Source organism: Nitrosopumilus adriaticus, from assembly GCF_000956175.1.
GTDB classification, from domain to species: domain Archaea; phylum Thermoproteota; class Nitrososphaeria; order Nitrososphaerales; family Nitrosopumilaceae; genus Nitrosopumilus; species Nitrosopumilus adriaticus.
In genome coordinates this window covers 1,225,005-1,241,081 of record NZ_CP011070.1, presented here as the reverse complement: position 1 = coordinate 1,241,081, position 16,077 = coordinate 1,225,005, and the positions used below count along the sequence as shown (strand labels likewise).

General features: G+C 33.2%; 17 protein-coding genes. 13 read left to right on the top strand and 4 right to left on the bottom strand.

The features are described 5' to 3' along the window. Positions 1-98 precede the first annotated feature (98 nt). The 11 genes from NADRNF5_RS07330 (at position 99) to NADRNF5_RS07285 (ending at position 10,205) form a co-directional block, all read left to right on the top strand. Positions 99-1,844 (top strand): zinc metalloprotease, encoded by a 1,746-nt coding sequence (locus tag NADRNF5_RS07330; RefSeq protein WP_148313085.1) that lies wholly within the window; start codon positions 99-101, stop codon positions 1,842-1,844. 6 nt (positions 1,845-1,850) lie between these two features. Continuing rightward, on the top strand, positions 1,851-2,189 hold the full coding sequence (locus NADRNF5_RS07325; RefSeq protein ID WP_082051997.1) for an AN1-type zinc finger domain-containing protein: 339 nt from the start codon (positions 1,851-1,853) through the stop codon (positions 2,187-2,189). Then, a complete protein-coding gene (locus tag NADRNF5_RS07320) occupies positions 2,186-2,422 on the top strand; it encodes a hypothetical protein (RefSeq protein ID WP_048116734.1) in 237 nt (78 codons plus the stop codon). The genes NADRNF5_RS07325 and NADRNF5_RS07320 overlap by 4 nt, the downstream gene beginning before the upstream one ends. Before the next feature lie 2 nt (positions 2,423-2,424). Further along, a complete protein-coding gene (locus tag NADRNF5_RS10725; RefSeq protein ID WP_052661901.1) occupies positions 2,425-3,237 on the top strand; it encodes a CAP domain-containing protein in 813 nt (270 codons plus the stop codon). A 6-nt stretch (positions 3,238-3,243) separates the two neighbouring features. Next, positions 3,244-3,879 (top strand): 2'-5' RNA ligase family protein, encoded by a 636-nt coding sequence (locus NADRNF5_RS07310; RefSeq protein ID WP_048116731.1) that lies wholly within the window; start codon positions 3,244-3,246, stop codon positions 3,877-3,879. 56 nt (positions 3,880-3,935) lie between these two features. Continuing rightward, complete coding sequence (locus NADRNF5_RS07305) at positions 3,936-4,754, top strand: J domain-containing protein (RefSeq protein WP_048116721.1); 819 nt, start codon at positions 3,936-3,938, stop codon at positions 4,752-4,754. A gap of 143 nt (positions 4,755-4,897) precedes the next feature. Next, positions 4,898-5,047: a hypothetical protein gene (locus NADRNF5_RS11160; RefSeq protein ID WP_160289400.1), complete on the top strand. Its 150-nt coding sequence runs from the start codon at positions 4,898-4,900 to the stop codon at positions 5,045-5,047. Between the two features lie 446 nt (positions 5,048-5,493). Beyond that, positions 5,494-5,814 carry a hypothetical protein gene (locus NADRNF5_RS07300; RefSeq protein WP_148313084.1) on the top strand — a complete coding sequence of 107 codons (321 nt, stop codon included), beginning with the start codon at positions 5,494-5,496 and terminating at the stop codon, positions 5,812-5,814. A 108-nt stretch (positions 5,815-5,922) separates the two neighbouring features. Next, positions 5,923-6,165: a hypothetical protein gene (locus NADRNF5_RS07295; RefSeq protein WP_048116716.1), complete on the top strand. Its 243-nt coding sequence runs from the start codon at positions 5,923-5,925 to the stop codon at positions 6,163-6,165. A gap of 226 nt (positions 6,166-6,391) precedes the next feature. Beyond that, positions 6,392-9,679: a lamin tail domain-containing protein gene (locus NADRNF5_RS07290; protein WP_048116706.1), complete on the top strand. Its 3,288-nt coding sequence runs from the start codon at positions 6,392-6,394 to the stop codon at positions 9,677-9,679. 34 nt (positions 9,680-9,713) lie between these two features. Then, the gene (locus NADRNF5_RS07285; RefSeq protein WP_048119327.1) at positions 9,714-10,205 is read left to right on the top strand and encodes a DUF367 family protein; all 492 of its coding nucleotides are present in this window, start codon (positions 9,714-9,716) and stop codon (positions 10,203-10,205) included. Here the strand turns inward: NADRNF5_RS07285 and NADRNF5_RS07280 are convergent. After that, positions 10,190-12,652: an ABC transporter substrate-binding protein gene (locus NADRNF5_RS07280; protein ID WP_048116703.1), complete on the bottom strand. Its 2,463-nt coding sequence runs from the start codon at positions 12,650-12,652 to the stop codon at positions 10,190-10,192. The genes NADRNF5_RS07285 and NADRNF5_RS07280 overlap by 16 nt on opposite strands. An 80-nt stretch (positions 12,653-12,732) precedes the next feature. Between NADRNF5_RS07280 and NADRNF5_RS07275 the strand changes: the two genes are divergently transcribed. Next, positions 12,733-13,386 carry a hypothetical protein gene (locus NADRNF5_RS07275; protein ID WP_048116700.1) on the top strand — a complete coding sequence of 218 codons (654 nt, stop codon included), beginning with the start codon at positions 12,733-12,735 and terminating at the stop codon, positions 13,384-13,386. Here the strand turns inward: NADRNF5_RS07275 and NADRNF5_RS07270 are convergent. Genes NADRNF5_RS07270 through NADRNF5_RS07265 form a run of 3 tightly spaced genes read right to left on the bottom strand, consistent with a single transcriptional unit; the run spans position 13,370 to position 15,660 of the window. Beyond that, on the bottom strand, positions 13,370-15,118 hold the full coding sequence (locus NADRNF5_RS07270; protein WP_048116697.1) for a DUF2070 family protein: 1,749 nt from the start codon (positions 15,116-15,118) through the stop codon (positions 13,370-13,372). The two genes, NADRNF5_RS07275 and NADRNF5_RS07270, sit on opposite strands and share 17 nt — an antisense overlap. 7 nt (positions 15,119-15,125) lie before the next feature. Beyond that, entirely contained in the window at positions 15,126-15,293 is a 168-nt protein-coding gene (locus tag NADRNF5_RS10920) for a preprotein translocase subunit Sec61beta (RefSeq protein WP_082051996.1), read from the bottom strand. Between the two features lie 34 nt (positions 15,294-15,327). Beyond that, positions 15,328-15,660 carry an Sjogren's syndrome/scleroderma autoantigen 1 family protein gene (locus NADRNF5_RS07265; protein WP_048116688.1) on the bottom strand — a complete coding sequence of 111 codons (333 nt, stop codon included), beginning with the start codon at positions 15,658-15,660 and terminating at the stop codon, positions 15,328-15,330. Positions 15,661-15,764: 104 nt separating this feature from the next. Here NADRNF5_RS07265 and yciH point away from each other — a divergent pair, with 104 nt between their 5' ends. Further along, positions 15,765-16,073, top strand: coding sequence for a stress response translation initiation inhibitor YciH (gene yciH / locus NADRNF5_RS07260; protein WP_048116686.1), 309 nt, complete (start codon positions 15,765-15,767; stop codon positions 16,071-16,073). Positions 16,074-16,077 lie beyond the last annotated feature (4 nt).

Genomic DNA, 16,077 nt, shown 5'->3' with positions numbered 1-16,077 from the left:
TTATTGTTCTAAACATTAACCTGATTTGATCTGTGAATAATTTTTGGAGCTTATTTGAGAAAAATCATATATTTTCTAATTTTTTATGAATATATGAAATGAGAAGTATCATAATTCTAGTGTTATTGTCTACTTTACTAATTCCTACAACAGCTTTTGCTGCAAATGGATATTACGTAGAAACTTTTGGGAAACAAATTTCCCATAGTCCAACTGTTTGTGTTTTTCAACCCTCTGATTCTAGAGTTGATAAACAAACATGGGAAAGATGGTATTCAGATGCAAAAAATGGAATAATTAGTTGGAGAGGAGAATTACAAGGAGGAGGAAATGGAAATTGGGATATTACTGTAGTTGAAGTACCCTTAGAAAAATTAGATTTGCTAAAACCAAATGTTTGTGATATTTCTATAAAATATGTTGAAAAAATTGTTGTTGATGATGGACGATATGTTTTTGGGATTGCTTATGTGGGAAATGGATATATCGAAATAGCTTATTCGTCTTTTTATGCTTGTGATGAAGTGTATGATTCTGAACTAGAAATTTTTGTAAATTCATATTGCTTAACAAATAATTTCTTTCGTTCTAAACAAATGGCCAACACTGTAAAACATGAGTTTGGGCATATTATTGGATTAGGTCATTATAGAGGATATGACAATAGTGTAACTCAAAGTTGGTATGATACAGGTATTGGAGCTCCATCAATTATGGCATGGATTGAACCAAATGAGGAATGGAGAGATATTTCAAAAATAGATGTTGAAAAAATTCAAGAAATTTATGGAGTGAAGGGGTTTGGAGAAAAACAAAATCCCAGAACCATATTTAATGAAAGAATAATCCCTGAACCAATCATCCAAACTTCCGACAGATCCTCCTTTTATCTGAACAAAAACTCCGTAGCGACATACATGATTTCAGGTGATGTTCCAGACAAGTTGTACAAAAGAGGCATGTATCTGGATGTTGTAGTCTACAAACCAAATGGTGTGACTGAACATAATGCTGTTCAAGTATCAAAGACTCTGAAGACTTTCAAATATCCGTTAACTCTGGATTATTCTTATCCTGCTGGAAAATATAAAATCTCATTAGTATTTGATGGCAAAGAGTTTGATAAAAAAGAAATTTACATTACTAAAGAGTCATCAAAATCTCAAAATCATAAGTTCTCACCAGATTTAGATGGAGATGGCGTTCCTGATTCAGAGGACAAATGTCCTAAAATTTTTGGAACAAAAGACAGGATGGGTTGTAGAGCATATGTTCCACCATCTAAAAACACAATGACTGCAGATTCTGATGGGGATGGAATGGTTGACAAATATGATCAATGTAAATACCAAAAGGAGACTAGAAATGGCTACAAAGATTCAGATGGCTGCCCTGACACTAAACCAAATTCCAAGTCACATATGCCAATATTTTCAGAAAAACAAAAACAAACACTGACACAGAAAATTGATACTGCCTCAGTATCTATTCTCAAACTTGAAGAAGGAATGGATACTACATGGAAGTATCTAAAAGAAGCAGATGCAAAATATTCTGAATCTCAATCAAAACACCATGTACAAAAAGCATGGGATCTATACAACAAACTATATGATCAAAGAGTAAAATTACAGAAAATTCTTGAGGATAACGTATCCATCTATTTGTTACTAGAAAGTAAAACCAAGACTTCTTCATATGATCATTTTAAAGAGTTTTCAAGTAAATTCTCAAAAGTTAGCTCGGAGATTTCTCAGATTGGTTCTGATATGAAGTACATCTCTCAGGAACTAGAATATGCTGAAAAAGTATCTAAAAATCAATGTACTTGGTTGTGGTGTTGATAGAAAATGAGCTCTGATAAAATATGTAATTATTTAGGATGTAATACTGAGGTAGATTTTTTCAATAGTAAAAAATGTAAATTTTGTCATAATATGTATTGCTTTGATCACATACAACTTGAAAATCATGAATGTGGAAAGACTATTCATGTAAAATATTTGAGAAAAAATTGGCTTCGAAAATACGAACTAAACATTAGTAGTGGACAATACAAAGTGGTCTGTGATCAATGTGGATATCAATCAGGTTTTTCATTAATTGATTTTGCAGGTAAAGAAAGAGAAACGCACATTCAGACACACAGTTGTGATGGCTCAAAAGTATTCTTAGAGGGTGTAGAATGAAAAAACGTTGTATTGAATGCAAAAAAAGATTTAATCGAATCGATGTTTTTGCCGTAGAGAAATCTTGGTTAAAAAAACGTCATGTATGCAGAACATGTCTTCAGGAATTTCTTAGAAAAACAAATCCTTCTTCAGATGGTGGAGATTTATGGATTTGTGCACACTGCAGACCCCTACAGAAATTTTTAGATAAAGACGCTTACATAACACATCATTATTTTTCACATCATTAGATATGGGCTGCAGTCATAACTATGTTTTCACTCAAGGATATTTTGTTTGCACAAAATGCGGTAAACGTTCCTATGGTCGTGCATACAAGAAAAAACAACGAAGTAAACTTGTAGGAGGGATTTTAGTAGGATTAGTTTTAGTCATAGCAGTTTATGCGTATTCTAATGGAATTTTTCAAATAAATCAAGATGAACTAAAACAATCCTTACAAAAAATTCCGGATTCACTTCCTGAGAATTTTGTAGGAGACGCTAGGGATACTATTTCAGAAATAAAAATACCTAAAGTCGATATTAATGAAATTGAAATAACTTCTCCTCTTAGAGTTGAATCAGGGTTTGATAGTACTTTAATTGAACAATATATCTATGAGTTTACAAACAATGAAAGACAAAAACAAGGATTGTCAAAACTTAATAGAATTTCATTAATTGATTCTATTGCAAGAAATCATAGTGAAGATATGTCAAATCGTAATTTCTTTTCCCATGATACTCCTGAAGGACTAGATCCAACAGATAGGGGTAATAGTGCAGGTTATAACTGCCAGAAAAATTATGGTTCATACTATACATATGGATTAGCTGAAAATATTTTCCAGAGTTATACTTATTCATCTTACATGACTCAAGGGATCAAATCATCATATACATGGATGGCAGATGAAGAAGCAATTGCAAAAGAAATTATCGATGGTTGGATGGACAGTCCAGGACATAGAGCAAACATACTGGAAAAGAAATATGATAGAATCGGAGTGGGGGTCTCGATAAATTCTGATGAAGTAGTATACTCTACACAAAACTTTTGTTGATAAATTATGATCAAACCATATTTAATCGAAATTCGAATGATGGGAGAACCAAAACATACAGCACGCCAGTTAATCTATGACATACATAAAAAATTTAGAGTTCACGGAGCAGTAAAACATAGACCAGTTCCACACATGTCATTATTTGGTCCATTTAGGTGTCATTCTCTCAGAGAAGTCATTCACACTATAGGTGAAGTAGGTTCAGAGTTCTCAGAATTAGAATATGATATTGATGGTTTCGATTATTTTGAATTAAAGAAAAAATTTCTCTTCATTACCACATCGTCTAGAAAAAATGTAATCTATTTGAAAATCAAACCAAGTAAGGAACTCAAAGAATTTAGGCATACATTAGCAAAAAAACTTCTCAAAATTACAGATTCAGTAAATTTTGATCAAGATTCCAAAGATAAATTCAAATTTCATGCAACTATTGCAATGAAAGACATTCATCACAAATTTGATGAGATTTGGGATTATCTGCAAAACTATGATATCAAAACAAATGGGATGTGCTATCGAATCACCTTACTTAATCAAGGAAAAATAATGTATGAGTACGAATTGCCTACAAAAAGACTTCTTAATCGACAACAATCACTAAGACGAAGACCAAGACGAAGAATAACTCGAAAATAAGATCAAATGTCAATTTCCAATATGCTTAAGTTCAAACTTAAACTTTACCAAAAGAAATGAGTTTGTGCAATGATCCCAAATGTCCCCTGAACAGACAGGGCGTTTCACATGAAATACATGAATCCATTGAATCAAAACCCGTAGAGAATCCGTGTAATGATCCACGATGTGCAATGAATAGAATGGGATTAGCACATGAAATTCATGATTCAGAACAAAAAGATGCAACGTATGAAAAGAAAAAATCTGAAAAAAAATTGAAAAAGAAAAAAAGTAAACTACATGATGGTGAAAATTTGTGTTTGGATTGTGAGGGAACATTTAACCGAATTGATTTGTGGCCTCATCCAGAAAATTCTGAGGAGTTTGTCTGTAGGAATTGCCAGAAAAATCGTAGATTAAAAAAACAAAAATCTTTTGAAAGTAATTTCAGGCGATTCAGAGAAAGACAAGACTATGTTCCAGAAGAAGCAACTTTTCAAACAAGTAAGAATAGAATTTCCGATGATGAGTTTGATCAAATAATTCAAGAGTTTGAGCAAGCACATTGGACAGACATATCCACTGAAGAATCACAGACACACCAAAGATACATTGAATCTCTATTCAAAAGAGAGTTTTGGCAAAGAAATCAGAACAAGCACAAAAAGAGTTATCAACAAACAGAGCAAATATTTGAAGCGCCAGATCTTGCAATACACTATAGTCTACTAGGAGTATCAGAAAATGCTACTGTCGAACAAATCAAAAAAGCTTACAAAAGTTTAGTTCTAAAATGGCATCCAGACAAAAATCCTAATGAACCAAAATATGCAGAAAAAATGCTTATCTCAATTAAAATTGCATATGAGGCAATTATGAAGAATAGAAAATAATTCAAGATTTTATTGCAATACCTTAAGATCCATCTGATGATCGTTTATGGGATAATTGTTAAATAATGAATTTTTTGGCATTTTTTCTATGAAGTGGTATGATGGGTTTTCATTTCTTGAATCAAACATGGAGGAAGATTCAGATGAAAAATAAAGAAGTGATGGTCAAAGAGTTGGAGAAATTTGGTACGAGCATTCCAATAGATGATGAACTTCTCAATCAGATGTATGATGCAATTTTGGAGTATCAGAAAAATAAGGAATCCGTAGATACCTATGATAGCTGCTGGTGATTTTCACAATAACCTGCCCTTTTAGGCTCAATTTTTCATAGATTCTCTCATGATTTGTAATATGCTAGGATGTGATAGTGAGGCATTTACTCAGGTAATGCACTATTATTTTGAAGAAGGTATAAGAAGACCGTTTGCAAAATGTATCATGAGATTTTGTACATTACATGCAAAACTGCTTACACAAGATGATGTTACAACTAGGATTCAGGTATTGAATTGAGAAAATTTAATAATTTAACGACAATGCCTTACCTGAAAGCTCGCGAACCTCTCCCAGGGTTTGCAAAGTCACGGTAGCTTGAATAATGTTGTAATTTATTGATTGTGAATTATTTTTAGTCTTAATTTTGAATGATACAAATACCATTTAATGAATCTACAAAAATGAAAGAATTATTAACAATTTTGTGATTAGATAAAAAATGTATAGTGATTACAAAACGATGGCAACTGATCTTCTTAATTCTGGAATGGGGGATGAGGGCAGATTAAAATTCATTTTAGAATGTATGGAAAAGAACAAGCCTCTTTACAACACTGATAAAATGTATTTAGAATCAAAAACAAAGCAGCTTGATGATAAAATACAGATGCTACAGAAAAGTACGTTTAAGACAGAAAAGCCTAAAGTTAGCCACCCAAAAACTTTGATTTCAGATGAACATCTTGATGCAATAATAGATAGGCAGTTTACAAAGAGTTCGAAGATATCTTCATCTCCAAGAAAAAAGAAAACATTCCTAGCGAGAATCTTTTCTAGATAGAAAAACCCATCAGGATTTTTTGCTTTTTATCTAAAATTGCATATGCTGTAGAAAGTATCTTTATGGATAACAGAAATATACTTAAGTTCAAAAATTAGTGTTCATTTATTGGTAAAAGTAGGTAAATGGTCTGCACAGAGAACTTTTAGAACCAAAATTTATCACGGTAAAACAAATAAGCTATATCGACTTTATGGACCAACTCTTGATTCCAGTCTGTTAGTTTATGTGGATAATGTGAAAATTGGACCTTTGTATGGGAGACAAACACTTGATGTTGAAGGAAATTTGATTGAAATAAAAGCAGTAAGTGCTAATTTTCTGAAAGGCGAGTATGAGTTATTGAGCTAAGGTTCAATATCCAGTTTAAGTTTGGAATAAAACTGATCAAATCATTACTCCTGCTATTTTCACTGGAATGATTTCTACGTACACCCTAAATACCAAAAATCTGTAAAATATGCATGAAAAAGCCACAAAAAGTCGGATATTTGAGGTCAACTTTAACAACAAGCTCAACTTTTCCTCAATTTCATTCTAAAAAGAGTCCTATATTCAATCAAAATAGGAAACAAAAATGATTCGTAATCTATCTCTAGTTTTATCTTTGGTATTACTTGTAGGAATAATTGTTCCCGCATATGCTCAAACAAATACTGATCATGTTGTAATTAATGAAGTGGATATCAATCCTCCTGGAAATGATGCAACATCAATCTCAGAGTGGGTTGAGCTTTACAATCCCACAAACTCTGATGTTGATTTAGGTGGTTGGAAAATTGCATCCACTACCGTTCTGAAAAAAACAATGACAATACCTGATGGAACCATCATAAAGCCTGGACAATTTTTGACATATTCTTATCAAAGTGTTTGGTTTACTGATTCAAATGAAATGGTCGAACTAAGAGACAAGAATGGAGTTGTAGTTGATAAGACTCCTCTTATTGCAGATATTCAAAATGACTTTAAATCATGGCAGCGAATTTTTGATGGATATGATTTTGATAGTTCAGATGATTGGAAGTTTGCAACATCCACTGCTGGCTCATCAAATGGAAAAATTTTAGAAACTAAAGCATCTGATGAAATAACTGTAACTGTATCTACTGACAAATCATCTTATTTGTTTGGACAAACTGCAAAAATATCTGGAAGTGTATCCAAAGAAGTTTTTATTGTAAAGCCATTTTTCCAATCTGAACCAATCAACGTGGAGATTTCTGGCCCCAACTATTTCCAATCTCTAAAATTATACCCTGATCTGAAACTAAATTACAAAACGACTCTGAATTTACATCAAGTTCTGGGAATCAAAGAGGGTGAATATACCGTATCTGTTTCATATGCTGGCGCAAGTACCAAAACAAATTTTTCTGTAGGCTATGAAATATTAGAGCAAAAAACTAAAGATGATTCTTCTCTAAGTATTATTACAGATAAATCACAATACATTCCAGGGCAACTAGTTTCAATAACTGGTGTTACTTCTGAAACAATTCCATTTGAAGGAATGAAATTAACTGTAAAAGATCCTCAGGGTAAAGTTGTCTCTAGTGGCAATCTGTATCCTACAAAAGATAAATTCTCAACTAGCTTATTTTTGACTACAGTAAATCCTGTCTACGGTACATATGAGGTGTACGCTGAATATTTTGACAAATCTGCACTGATTTATTTTGATGTAAACACGGATGTCAAAGAAAATGTGCCTATTTCACTTTGGACTGATAAGGAAGTTTATGGACTTGGTGAAACTGTAAACATTACTGGTCGTTTAAATGACAAATGGGTAGATTCCTTTAATTTAGAAATTATTCAGACCAAGAATCTTTCTTTGGGTGGAAGTACTGGTGGTGGCTCCACACTGAAAATCCTCGACGTTGTGAGATTGGATGGAGATAGCAAATTCAAATATTCTTTTAAAATCCCACAAAGTGACACTCGATTAGGGGGTTATTCTATAAAGGTCAGTAAAGATATTGGCTCTGCAACTAAATTTATTCAAGTGGTAAAAGATCCATCCACATATGTGAAATCAACCACTCCTCTTACTGTATTCACTGATAAATCCATCTATGAATTTGGTTTGGATAAAAAAATCATTATCACAGGACAAATAGCAAATACTGTATCTCGAGCCAGTTTTGAAACAGAACCTGTTAAAGTAAAAATCTTGACTGAAGATGGCAAACCCTTACAAATTATAGGATCAGCTGATGCAGGAAAACTATCTACCAGTGGTGTTTCAATAGGGTATGATTTTACTGCAATTCCTGAATCCTCTGGAATATTTTCTGTGACAACTGAGTTGAGCAAACTTATTTTCTCTGAAGGAAAATACCTTGTGCAAGCAAAGTATGAAGGACTATCAGCTTCTACTAGTTTTGAAACTGCAAATTCTCTTGATTTGAAAGACGGGGCAATTATCTCTACTGATAAAGAAGTCTATGGTCTAGGCGAAACAGTTCGTCTTACTGGAATATTGCCTCCTACTAGTGATAATTCTGTAGTCATTACAATTACAAGACCTGATGGAACAAGAACTGATCAAGGGGCAATTGTAAATGAACAACGATTTTCATTTGATTGGAGAACTCCAATTTCTGAAAAAACTCAAAGTTCAAAGATTGATGACAAGGAAAGAGATGTTAAAAAATCTAATTTTGGAATCTATAAAATCAAAGTATCAACAGCTTCTCAAAACAATGTTCTTTTCTTCAAAGTATCCCCTGATCCTGAAAACGACACATTGTCAAAAACCCCTATCTTTGTAACAACTGAAAAATCATTATACAAGGCTGGTGAAAAACTAAAGGTAGTAGGAAATATTATCAAACGTGTTCAAGGTGATCAAGGTCTTGTTGTTCCTGAGAGAGTATCAATTAAAGTTGTTGATGGAAAATTCCCATACAAACAGATTCATGAATCCTCTGTTTATCCAACACAAGGTGGTGATTTTACAAGCCTCTTTGAACTTCCTGCAACAATATTTGCTGAAGGAAGTTATACTGTAAAAGCATCGTATGGAAATACTAGAACCGAAACAACGTTTTCAGTTGTAAATGATTTCACTTTTGGTCTTGATGCACCACTGTCTCTCTTACTATTCACTGATAAATCTGAATACTATCCAGGGGATGTAGTGGTAATTACTGGAAAACCTAACAAACTAATCTATCTTGAAAAATTTGAAGTAAGCGTTGCTAAAAAAACAGGTAGCGAAATATCTTGTGGCTCTTTTATTTGTGGTAAAAGTCATGGCCCTGTAACTACAATACGCCCTAGTTCCTCTGGTACCTTTACATACCAATTCACCATTCCTTCATCCCCCTCAGCAATTGGCTCATACGAAGCATTAGTTGATGCTGATTTTGAAGCAAAATCAATTAAATTCAATGTAGTTGAAAAACCAAAAACTCCGAAATTAGATACGCTAATTGAGAAAGAAAATAGACTTTCTGAAGATGCAATTTCTATTTTTACTGCTGAAAAAACTGTAAATGACCAAACAGTTGCACCACGTGTAATTTCAGGCTCTTTGATTACTCCTACCAGAGGAGATGAATCAAATGTCAATCTCCGAATTTCAAGTGAAACTGGAATTTGTATTATTGGACCTGATGCTGACTGTTTTGTGAGTGAATCTACACGCAAACCTGGACAAATCTATGATGTTGTTGAAGTTGATGGAGTTTCTTTGAATGTAAGGTATAGTGGCCCTGATGTTCGATTGGAGAAATTCAGTATTTTGCCTGTATCATCTGATGCATTTTTGTCTGACACAAATTGGAATGTTGAGATTATCAAAGATGATCAGGCATCTCGTTTCTATTACAAAATCACATACAAAACTCTAGAGTAAATCCAAAATACTCTGTATTGTATTGTTGATTAAAATGAAATTACAAGTTTTAATGTTTTATCAGGATGATCCAAAAAAGTGCACGGCTGCTAAAATGGTCAAATTTGGTCTTGCTAAAAACATAAAAAAAATTGGAACTAAAGGATTGGTCTTAGATCCGTTCTCAGAAAAGACACTTCTCCCCAAAGATAAATTCTTGATTAATTCTATAATTGGGATTGATTGTTCGTGGAATCTTGCAGACCAGGCTTTTTCAAAAAAATTTAATGGGATTAAAAGAAAACTTCCTCCTTTACTTGCAGGTAATCCTGTAAATTATTCAAAACTCAACAAGCTGACTACTGCTGAAGCACTATCTGCATCATTAATAATTCTCGGTGATAAAGAGCAAGGTTTAGAATTACTTGACAAATTCAAATGGGGCCATACCTTTTACGAATTAAATCAAAATCTCTTTGAAGAATACTCTAAACTTGAAAATGAGTCGCAAATAGACTTTATACTAAAGGATTATGGTTTGGCTTGAAGTCTCTTCTTTAAGAAAATTATGCTTAGAAAAATCACTACTATTGGGATTATCAAAAACCACATGTTTGATTCATTTTCTACAAAAACTTTGTTGCTAGGAATGTTTGTGGGTAATTTTTCTTCCTTTTCTGTTACAATAAAACTTGATTCATAAAAATCCGGTTTTAGCACAGAATTTGAAATTGCAAATATTTTGATGTTGCTTGCCCCCACTCCTAAATCTTTTGTAGTTTCAGATGGTATGCTAATTGTAATGTCTCCGCCATCTATCTCAATCTTCTTTGATGAAATCATATTCCCATCACTATTTGTTAAAAAGTAAAGAACACTGTCTGAATTTTCTGCATTTACAATCATGTTAAGTTCTGCTCCTTTTTGTAATGTGTTTTTCATATCTATTTTTTTGATTTCTGGAAACTTTGCCTTTTCAAATTGCTCCCACTTTCCAATTTTAAATGGATATGATTCATCAGTGAATTCTTTAACTGTTATTGTTCTTGATTCTGGTGAGTATGATTCAAGATAAAAAGGACCATTGCTAATTACTGCATGATTATTGGCCTCAACCCATTTAATTGATGAATCATATCTGTTTTGAAAATACTCTGAATCTCTAGAGTCTTTGAGCGCATTTGGAATGTAGTGTGTATTTTTGAATTCTTGCAAATAACCTTTGATGGTATTTGAATCCTTTGGAATGATTAATGATAGCCAGCTTACATTTTTACTTGTAGCGCCTGATCTTGAAAATGAGGCTTTTCCGTCAATTACTGCTTTTTCCATTGCATCAATTATTTCCCATGGCATTGAACTCCACAATAATGCCCATTCTGCAATCTCTCCTTTATCAAAATGCCAATAGTCTACGTAAACCTCAATGGTATCCTCATCAATCACATTCACTCCTTTGATTGTCTGAATACTCTGAGCAGCTCTTGGAGTGAATTCTGTATCAAATGTTCTATCATTTTCATCCGTCTGTGTGCCCCATTCTATTGTAAAATATAATGAATGAAGAATATCATTCATGTCCATTTCTTCTCCATTGTGCCAATTACTAAATTTAAAATCAAATGTTATTTTGCTTATTGCCTCTGAATCTTCTTTTACATTAGACCATTCCTGCAATATTGGATTCCATATTTTTGATTCGATTGGAATGCCAAGTTTGTCATTAGGCCCTGCCGTTTCTACTTTCCAATTTGCTCTAACAGGAATTGTCTCACCGGTGAACGGATGCTTGAATGTTCCAGGATCTGATATGATTCCCCAAATGTGTCTACTATAACTATCTGTTAATCCCATAACTGGATTCCAAGCTCCTTGATAGATTTGTTTGACTCCAATTACAAATTCGTCACTGTTACTTTTAGCATTAATTGGTGTGAATCTACTTGGAACTCCTGCACCAAAGTCATTTACAATTCCTGAAACTTTCTCATTTGCTACATATTGATCAACTTTACTTGCTAAAAAAACCCTGACTGACTCATTAATCCCTTCAACAACTGCTTCTTGAATTAATTCGGATCTTTTTTCTGATGATTCAAAATCACCTGTGTAAATTTTTTGAGTCAATGAATCTAATTTGTCATTTTTGTAATTCCAATATGACATATCGTTAAATCCTGGCATGTTTGAAAACCAAGGAGAGTACATCTGCCCCAGTCCCACTGAATCATATCTTACAAATGCAGAGCGAGCCCATCCTTCAGTGTATAAACTCCATTTCAAATCTGAAGGATTGGAGCCATACACTACGACAAATGCTTTGTTTAAATCACCAAAATCTTTTTTGACAGTAAATCCAATCTTTTCCAGTTCAACTGATAATATTTCACCAATTGATTTTCTAACAGGATCATCACTTCTTATGAAAATCGTAATTTCTATAGGATTGCTTGAAATTTGCCACTTTCCATCAATTTTTTGGGCTCCTTTCTCTTCTAGGACTTTGGTGATTATTTCATTAGCAAGGGTAGGATTGAATTTAAAATTAAATGATTCCAACTGCTTGATAATGGTGAGATATTCTGGATCTGATGGGCTGTAGTAAGAAATAATCGGGGCTCCGTACCCGCCCATCAATTCATTTACAATTAATTTTCTATCTACCAAATAATTCAATGCAAATCTGATGTCTCTATTTGAAAACGGATTGAATTTTTCTGATTCTGCAGGGTTCACTAATATGCTATATGATCCTCCTGTAGAATCAAAAACCTGTAACCCTTCTCTTGATTGAAGATTTTCTAATCTGTCTGATGCAATTCTATAATAATACACATCAAGATTTCCATTTCTTACTTCTTCTAATGCTGTATTTTCATCCAAATATTGAATGAATTTAACTGAATCAAAAAATGTATTTTTTTCTGCACATGCTTCACTATTCATCAAAGTTATAATTGAAAGAGCTAGCAGTATGACTAGCAATTTTTTCATGCTATTATTTTTAAAAGCTTGTAATAAAATCTATATCATAATAACTTCCAGTTAATAGTTCTTAAAACCTATATCACTCCATGAGTCAAAAAATAAAGTTGAAAATTTACCCTAAGATGGTCAATGGATTGAGTGGTGTTATTCAAGGTGGTGTATCTGCTGAGGATTTTTCAGCTGTTACAAAAATGAGTCTTGCTGATTCTAAAATGATTCTTGAAGAATTTATAAAAAATGATATTGGCTCAAAAAAAGATGAAAATTATTATTTTGAAGATGGTGACAAATTAAAAATTGCGGTCAAATTACTTGAGAAAGGCCATCCTATAGATGAAATTTCCGTTGCTCTTGATTGGAGGGATTTTGAAGGTTTAACTGGGGAAATATTATCGTCTAAAAATTTTGCAGTCATAAAAAATATGATTCTTACAAAACCTCGTATGGAAATTGATGTAATTGGAATTAGATTGGGTATTGCAATTTTAATTGATTGCAAACATTGGAAACGATACAGTTCTTCAGCATTACAAACTGCAGTTAAAAAACAAATTGAGAGAACAAAACACTATGTAGAAAAAACTCCCGGTTCGATGGCAGTACCTGTAATTGTTACATTATATGAAGATAAAATAAACTTCATTGAAAATGTCCCAATCGTTCCAATTTTTCAATTCTCTTCATTTATTGATGAATTTTATGGAAATATTGATCAGATGAAGACTATAGAAACAAACTAGTTATGAAAAACAGTACTCCGCCTATGACAAATGCTTTTGTAATTTTTAATGAATTATCTAGTGCTTTTGAATAGTCTTCGTATATTCCCTGCCCCATGACTTTGACATTTGCCTCATTTTCTAAAATTTCAAATTTTGCAGTTGTTGTTTCTGATTCTGCAACCTTGGCAATCTCTAAAAACCACTTTGAAAGTTTGTCAGCACTTGTGATTAATCCTAATTGATAATACCCATTCCTGTTTCTAGCTTTTACTGGTGCATAATGAGTATCTGATGTACAAATTTCTAACAAATTATAGTCTCTTTTGGAAAAGTTATCTATAATTTTCTCTCTGATTCCGTTTTCCATATTGTTTGCATCTGCCCAACCTAGAAAGTATTTTTTTGAATTAATTACCAAGCATACCACTCCTAATCCACCCATTCCTAAATCCTCTGTCCAAACATCCATGTCATCAGAATTGGCATAACCGAACTCTATTGGGTAACTTTCTTTTGTAATCAGAGAATCTAAACAAGACTTGGCAGCTTTTAACATGTCTTCCCCGTCTTCTTTTGAAATCTCCTCGCCCATTGCATTATGGCAATCCACTATCATCGCTCTTGCATAATTTCTATTCTCAGCATACTGCTCAATCTCTGTTTTCATGTAACTTGGAATGTCTTCCATACCATGTGGTGATAGGGACAAAAACAACAATGGATTATTACCAAATAGTAATCCTGTGACTCTTGCTTTGTTTATTTGAACTGTTACTGGTTCTGTGCAATGCAATCCTTCTTCTTTGACTTTACTGTCTTCTATTTTTTTTAAATAACTCTCCACTTCATTTCTTGATGGCAAATTCAACGAGTGATCAGAAATGCTGTGCATTACCATTGCAGATGATGATAAATTTTTGTAAATCAAATATGGGATGTTACTTCCTCCTACTGGGTGATATGGTCCTGGATGTATCTCTGGTAACACCATTCTAAAGTCTGTTTTTCCATTGGGTGATGACAATCTTAATTGTGATGTGGTGACTTTGGTTTCGCTTGAGCGTTGCTCCATTAGTTCTTCGGCATCCTCGAAATCATTTCCTTGTGATGCAAGATATGCCTGAATTGTTTTATGTGTGCTCTCCATCCCTGGCCTACCAGCTCTATCTGTAAGAACTGACCATACACTGGCAATTATCATAAATGAAATCCCGTATGCTAATCCTACTGGCTCGTAAAGTATTGAGAGCCACATATCTTGTGGGATTAATACAAAATACATTGCCAATGGCTGGATGAAACAAATTGCCCAGGCTTTTTTGAGACTTGCTCCAAGCGTTGTAGTGTAAATTCCTATTCTGAAACTTGCAAAAAGTAATAATCCAAAAACTATAAAGAATAATTCTATCTCTTTTGCTAAAACAACACTTGACAGTATGCCCATCAGAACAGTTACTGTCCATAACATGTTTCCAAAAAGTGATGAATGCAGTGACTTTGAAAATTCTTTTTTCTTTGAAAATCTTGTATCTAGTAACTGGGTTGCAACTAGTACTCCTAACACAATTGGCAGCCTGTACCAATTTTGCTCAAAACCTAGATTGCCCAAATAACCAAAATATGTTGCAAGAACCATCACTGAGGCTACTACTAATGATACAACTAATGAAAAATAATGTGATGATGGATTAACTAGAGTAAGGGAGAACCTATTGTGTATATTTGAAACATCGTCTGATTCTTGTTCCATTGTTTCTTCACGGAGCTAGGAAAAGATCAATTACCCATGAAACTACGATTAAACTAATTGGAATGGATACTACTATTCTTGGATCTATTTTGAATCCCTTTGTTTCATCTTCAAAGAATCTCATCAATCCTCCACTTGATGCTGGAAGTGGTGCTGATTTCTTGTTGCTACTCATTATACCTCGACATCCGAATTTTTACATAAAAACTTTATTGTTTTCCTCTGATTTTTTCTAATGTTTCTAGCACTGAATTAACTGATTTTAGAATTTCCTGCTGTTTTTCATGGTTTGCTTCTCCTTCAAGTTCTTTTGAGAGTACTTGCAATTTCCTTTCAAGAGTTTCTTCTAGTCCTGATTTTTTGCTCTGAGGTGATTCTTCTAATTTAATGTCCTTTTTTTCTGGCTCCCGTCCACAATTGATACATAATGCATGCCCTTCTTTCATTACTCTAACTCCTCTACAATATGGACACGGATCTCCAAGTAATGTTGCACCATTTAACAGCATTTCAGCAGCTTTTTTTGTAAGATCTTTTGACATTACTGTTCTTTGATTTTCTATCTAAAAAATCCGTTTATTTTTAATTTGTATGAATAATTCAAACAAGGCTTAATAGTGCGTACAATTGAATTTATTTCGAACGAATGGCAGTAATTTGTAATACTTGTGGTCTACCAGAAGACTTGTGTGCATGTGGTGAACTTGCCAAAGATAGCACTAAAATAATTATTAGATTAGAAACTAGAAGATTTAAGAAAAAAGGTACTATGATTGAAGGGCTAGATCCTAAACTAAATAATTTAGAAACTGTCGCCAAAGAACTAAAAAACAAATATGCTTGTGGTGGTACTGCCAAAGAAGGTTACATTTTCTTACAGGGTGATCATAGAGATAGTATCAAAGACACTTTGATTAATTTGGGTTTTGCTGCAGACACTATAGAATTACATTAGAATA

Excerpts from the sequence above, each read along its gene's own strand:
- NADRNF5_RS07325 (WP_082051997.1), top strand. The coding sequence starts at position 1,851 with ATGAGCTCTGATAAAATATGTAATTATTTAGGATGTAATACTGAGGTA.
- NADRNF5_RS07285 (WP_048119327.1), top strand. The coding sequence starts at position 9,714 with ATGAAATTACAAGTTTTAATGTTTTATCAGGATGATCCAAAAAAGTGC.
- NADRNF5_RS07330 (WP_148313085.1), top strand. The coding sequence starts at position 99 with ATGAGAAGTATCATAATTCTAGTGTTATTGTCTACTTTACTAATTCCT.
- NADRNF5_RS07305 (WP_048116721.1), top strand. The coding sequence starts at position 3,936 with ATGAGTTTGTGCAATGATCCCAAATGTCCCCTGAACAGACAGGGCGTT.
- NADRNF5_RS07310 (WP_048116731.1), top strand. The coding sequence starts at position 3,244 with ATGATCAAACCATATTTAATCGAAATTCGAATGATGGGAGAACCAAAA.
- NADRNF5_RS10920 (WP_082051996.1), bottom strand. The coding sequence starts at position 15,293 with ATGAGTAGCAACAAGAAATCAGCACCACTTCCAGCATCAAGTGGAGGA.
- NADRNF5_RS07300 (WP_148313084.1), top strand. The coding sequence starts at position 5,494 with ATGGCAACTGATCTTCTTAATTCTGGAATGGGGGATGAGGGCAGATTA.
- NADRNF5_RS07290 (WP_048116706.1), top strand. The coding sequence starts at position 6,392 with ATGATTCGTAATCTATCTCTAGTTTTATCTTTGGTATTACTTGTAGGA.
- NADRNF5_RS07320 (WP_048116734.1), top strand. The coding sequence starts at position 2,186 with ATGAAAAAACGTTGTATTGAATGCAAAAAAAGATTTAATCGAATCGAT.
- NADRNF5_RS10725 (WP_052661901.1), top strand. The coding sequence starts at position 2,425 with ATGGGCTGCAGTCATAACTATGTTTTCACTCAAGGATATTTTGTTTGC.
- NADRNF5_RS11160 (WP_160289400.1), top strand. The coding sequence starts at position 4,898 with ATGAAAAATAAAGAAGTGATGGTCAAAGAGTTGGAGAAATTTGGTACG.
- NADRNF5_RS07270 (WP_048116697.1), bottom strand. The coding sequence starts at position 15,118 with ATGGAACAAGAATCAGACGATGTTTCAAATATACACAATAGGTTCTCC.
- NADRNF5_RS07280 (WP_048116703.1), bottom strand. The coding sequence starts at position 12,652 with ATGAAAAAATTGCTAGTCATACTGCTAGCTCTTTCAATTATAACTTTG.
- yciH (WP_048116686.1), top strand. The coding sequence starts at position 15,765 with ATGGCAGTAATTTGTAATACTTGTGGTCTACCAGAAGACTTGTGTGCA.
- NADRNF5_RS07265 (WP_048116688.1), bottom strand. The coding sequence starts at position 15,660 with ATGTCAAAAGATCTTACAAAAAAAGCTGCTGAAATGCTGTTAAATGGT.
- NADRNF5_RS07275 (WP_048116700.1), top strand. The coding sequence starts at position 12,733 with ATGAGTCAAAAAATAAAGTTGAAAATTTACCCTAAGATGGTCAATGGA.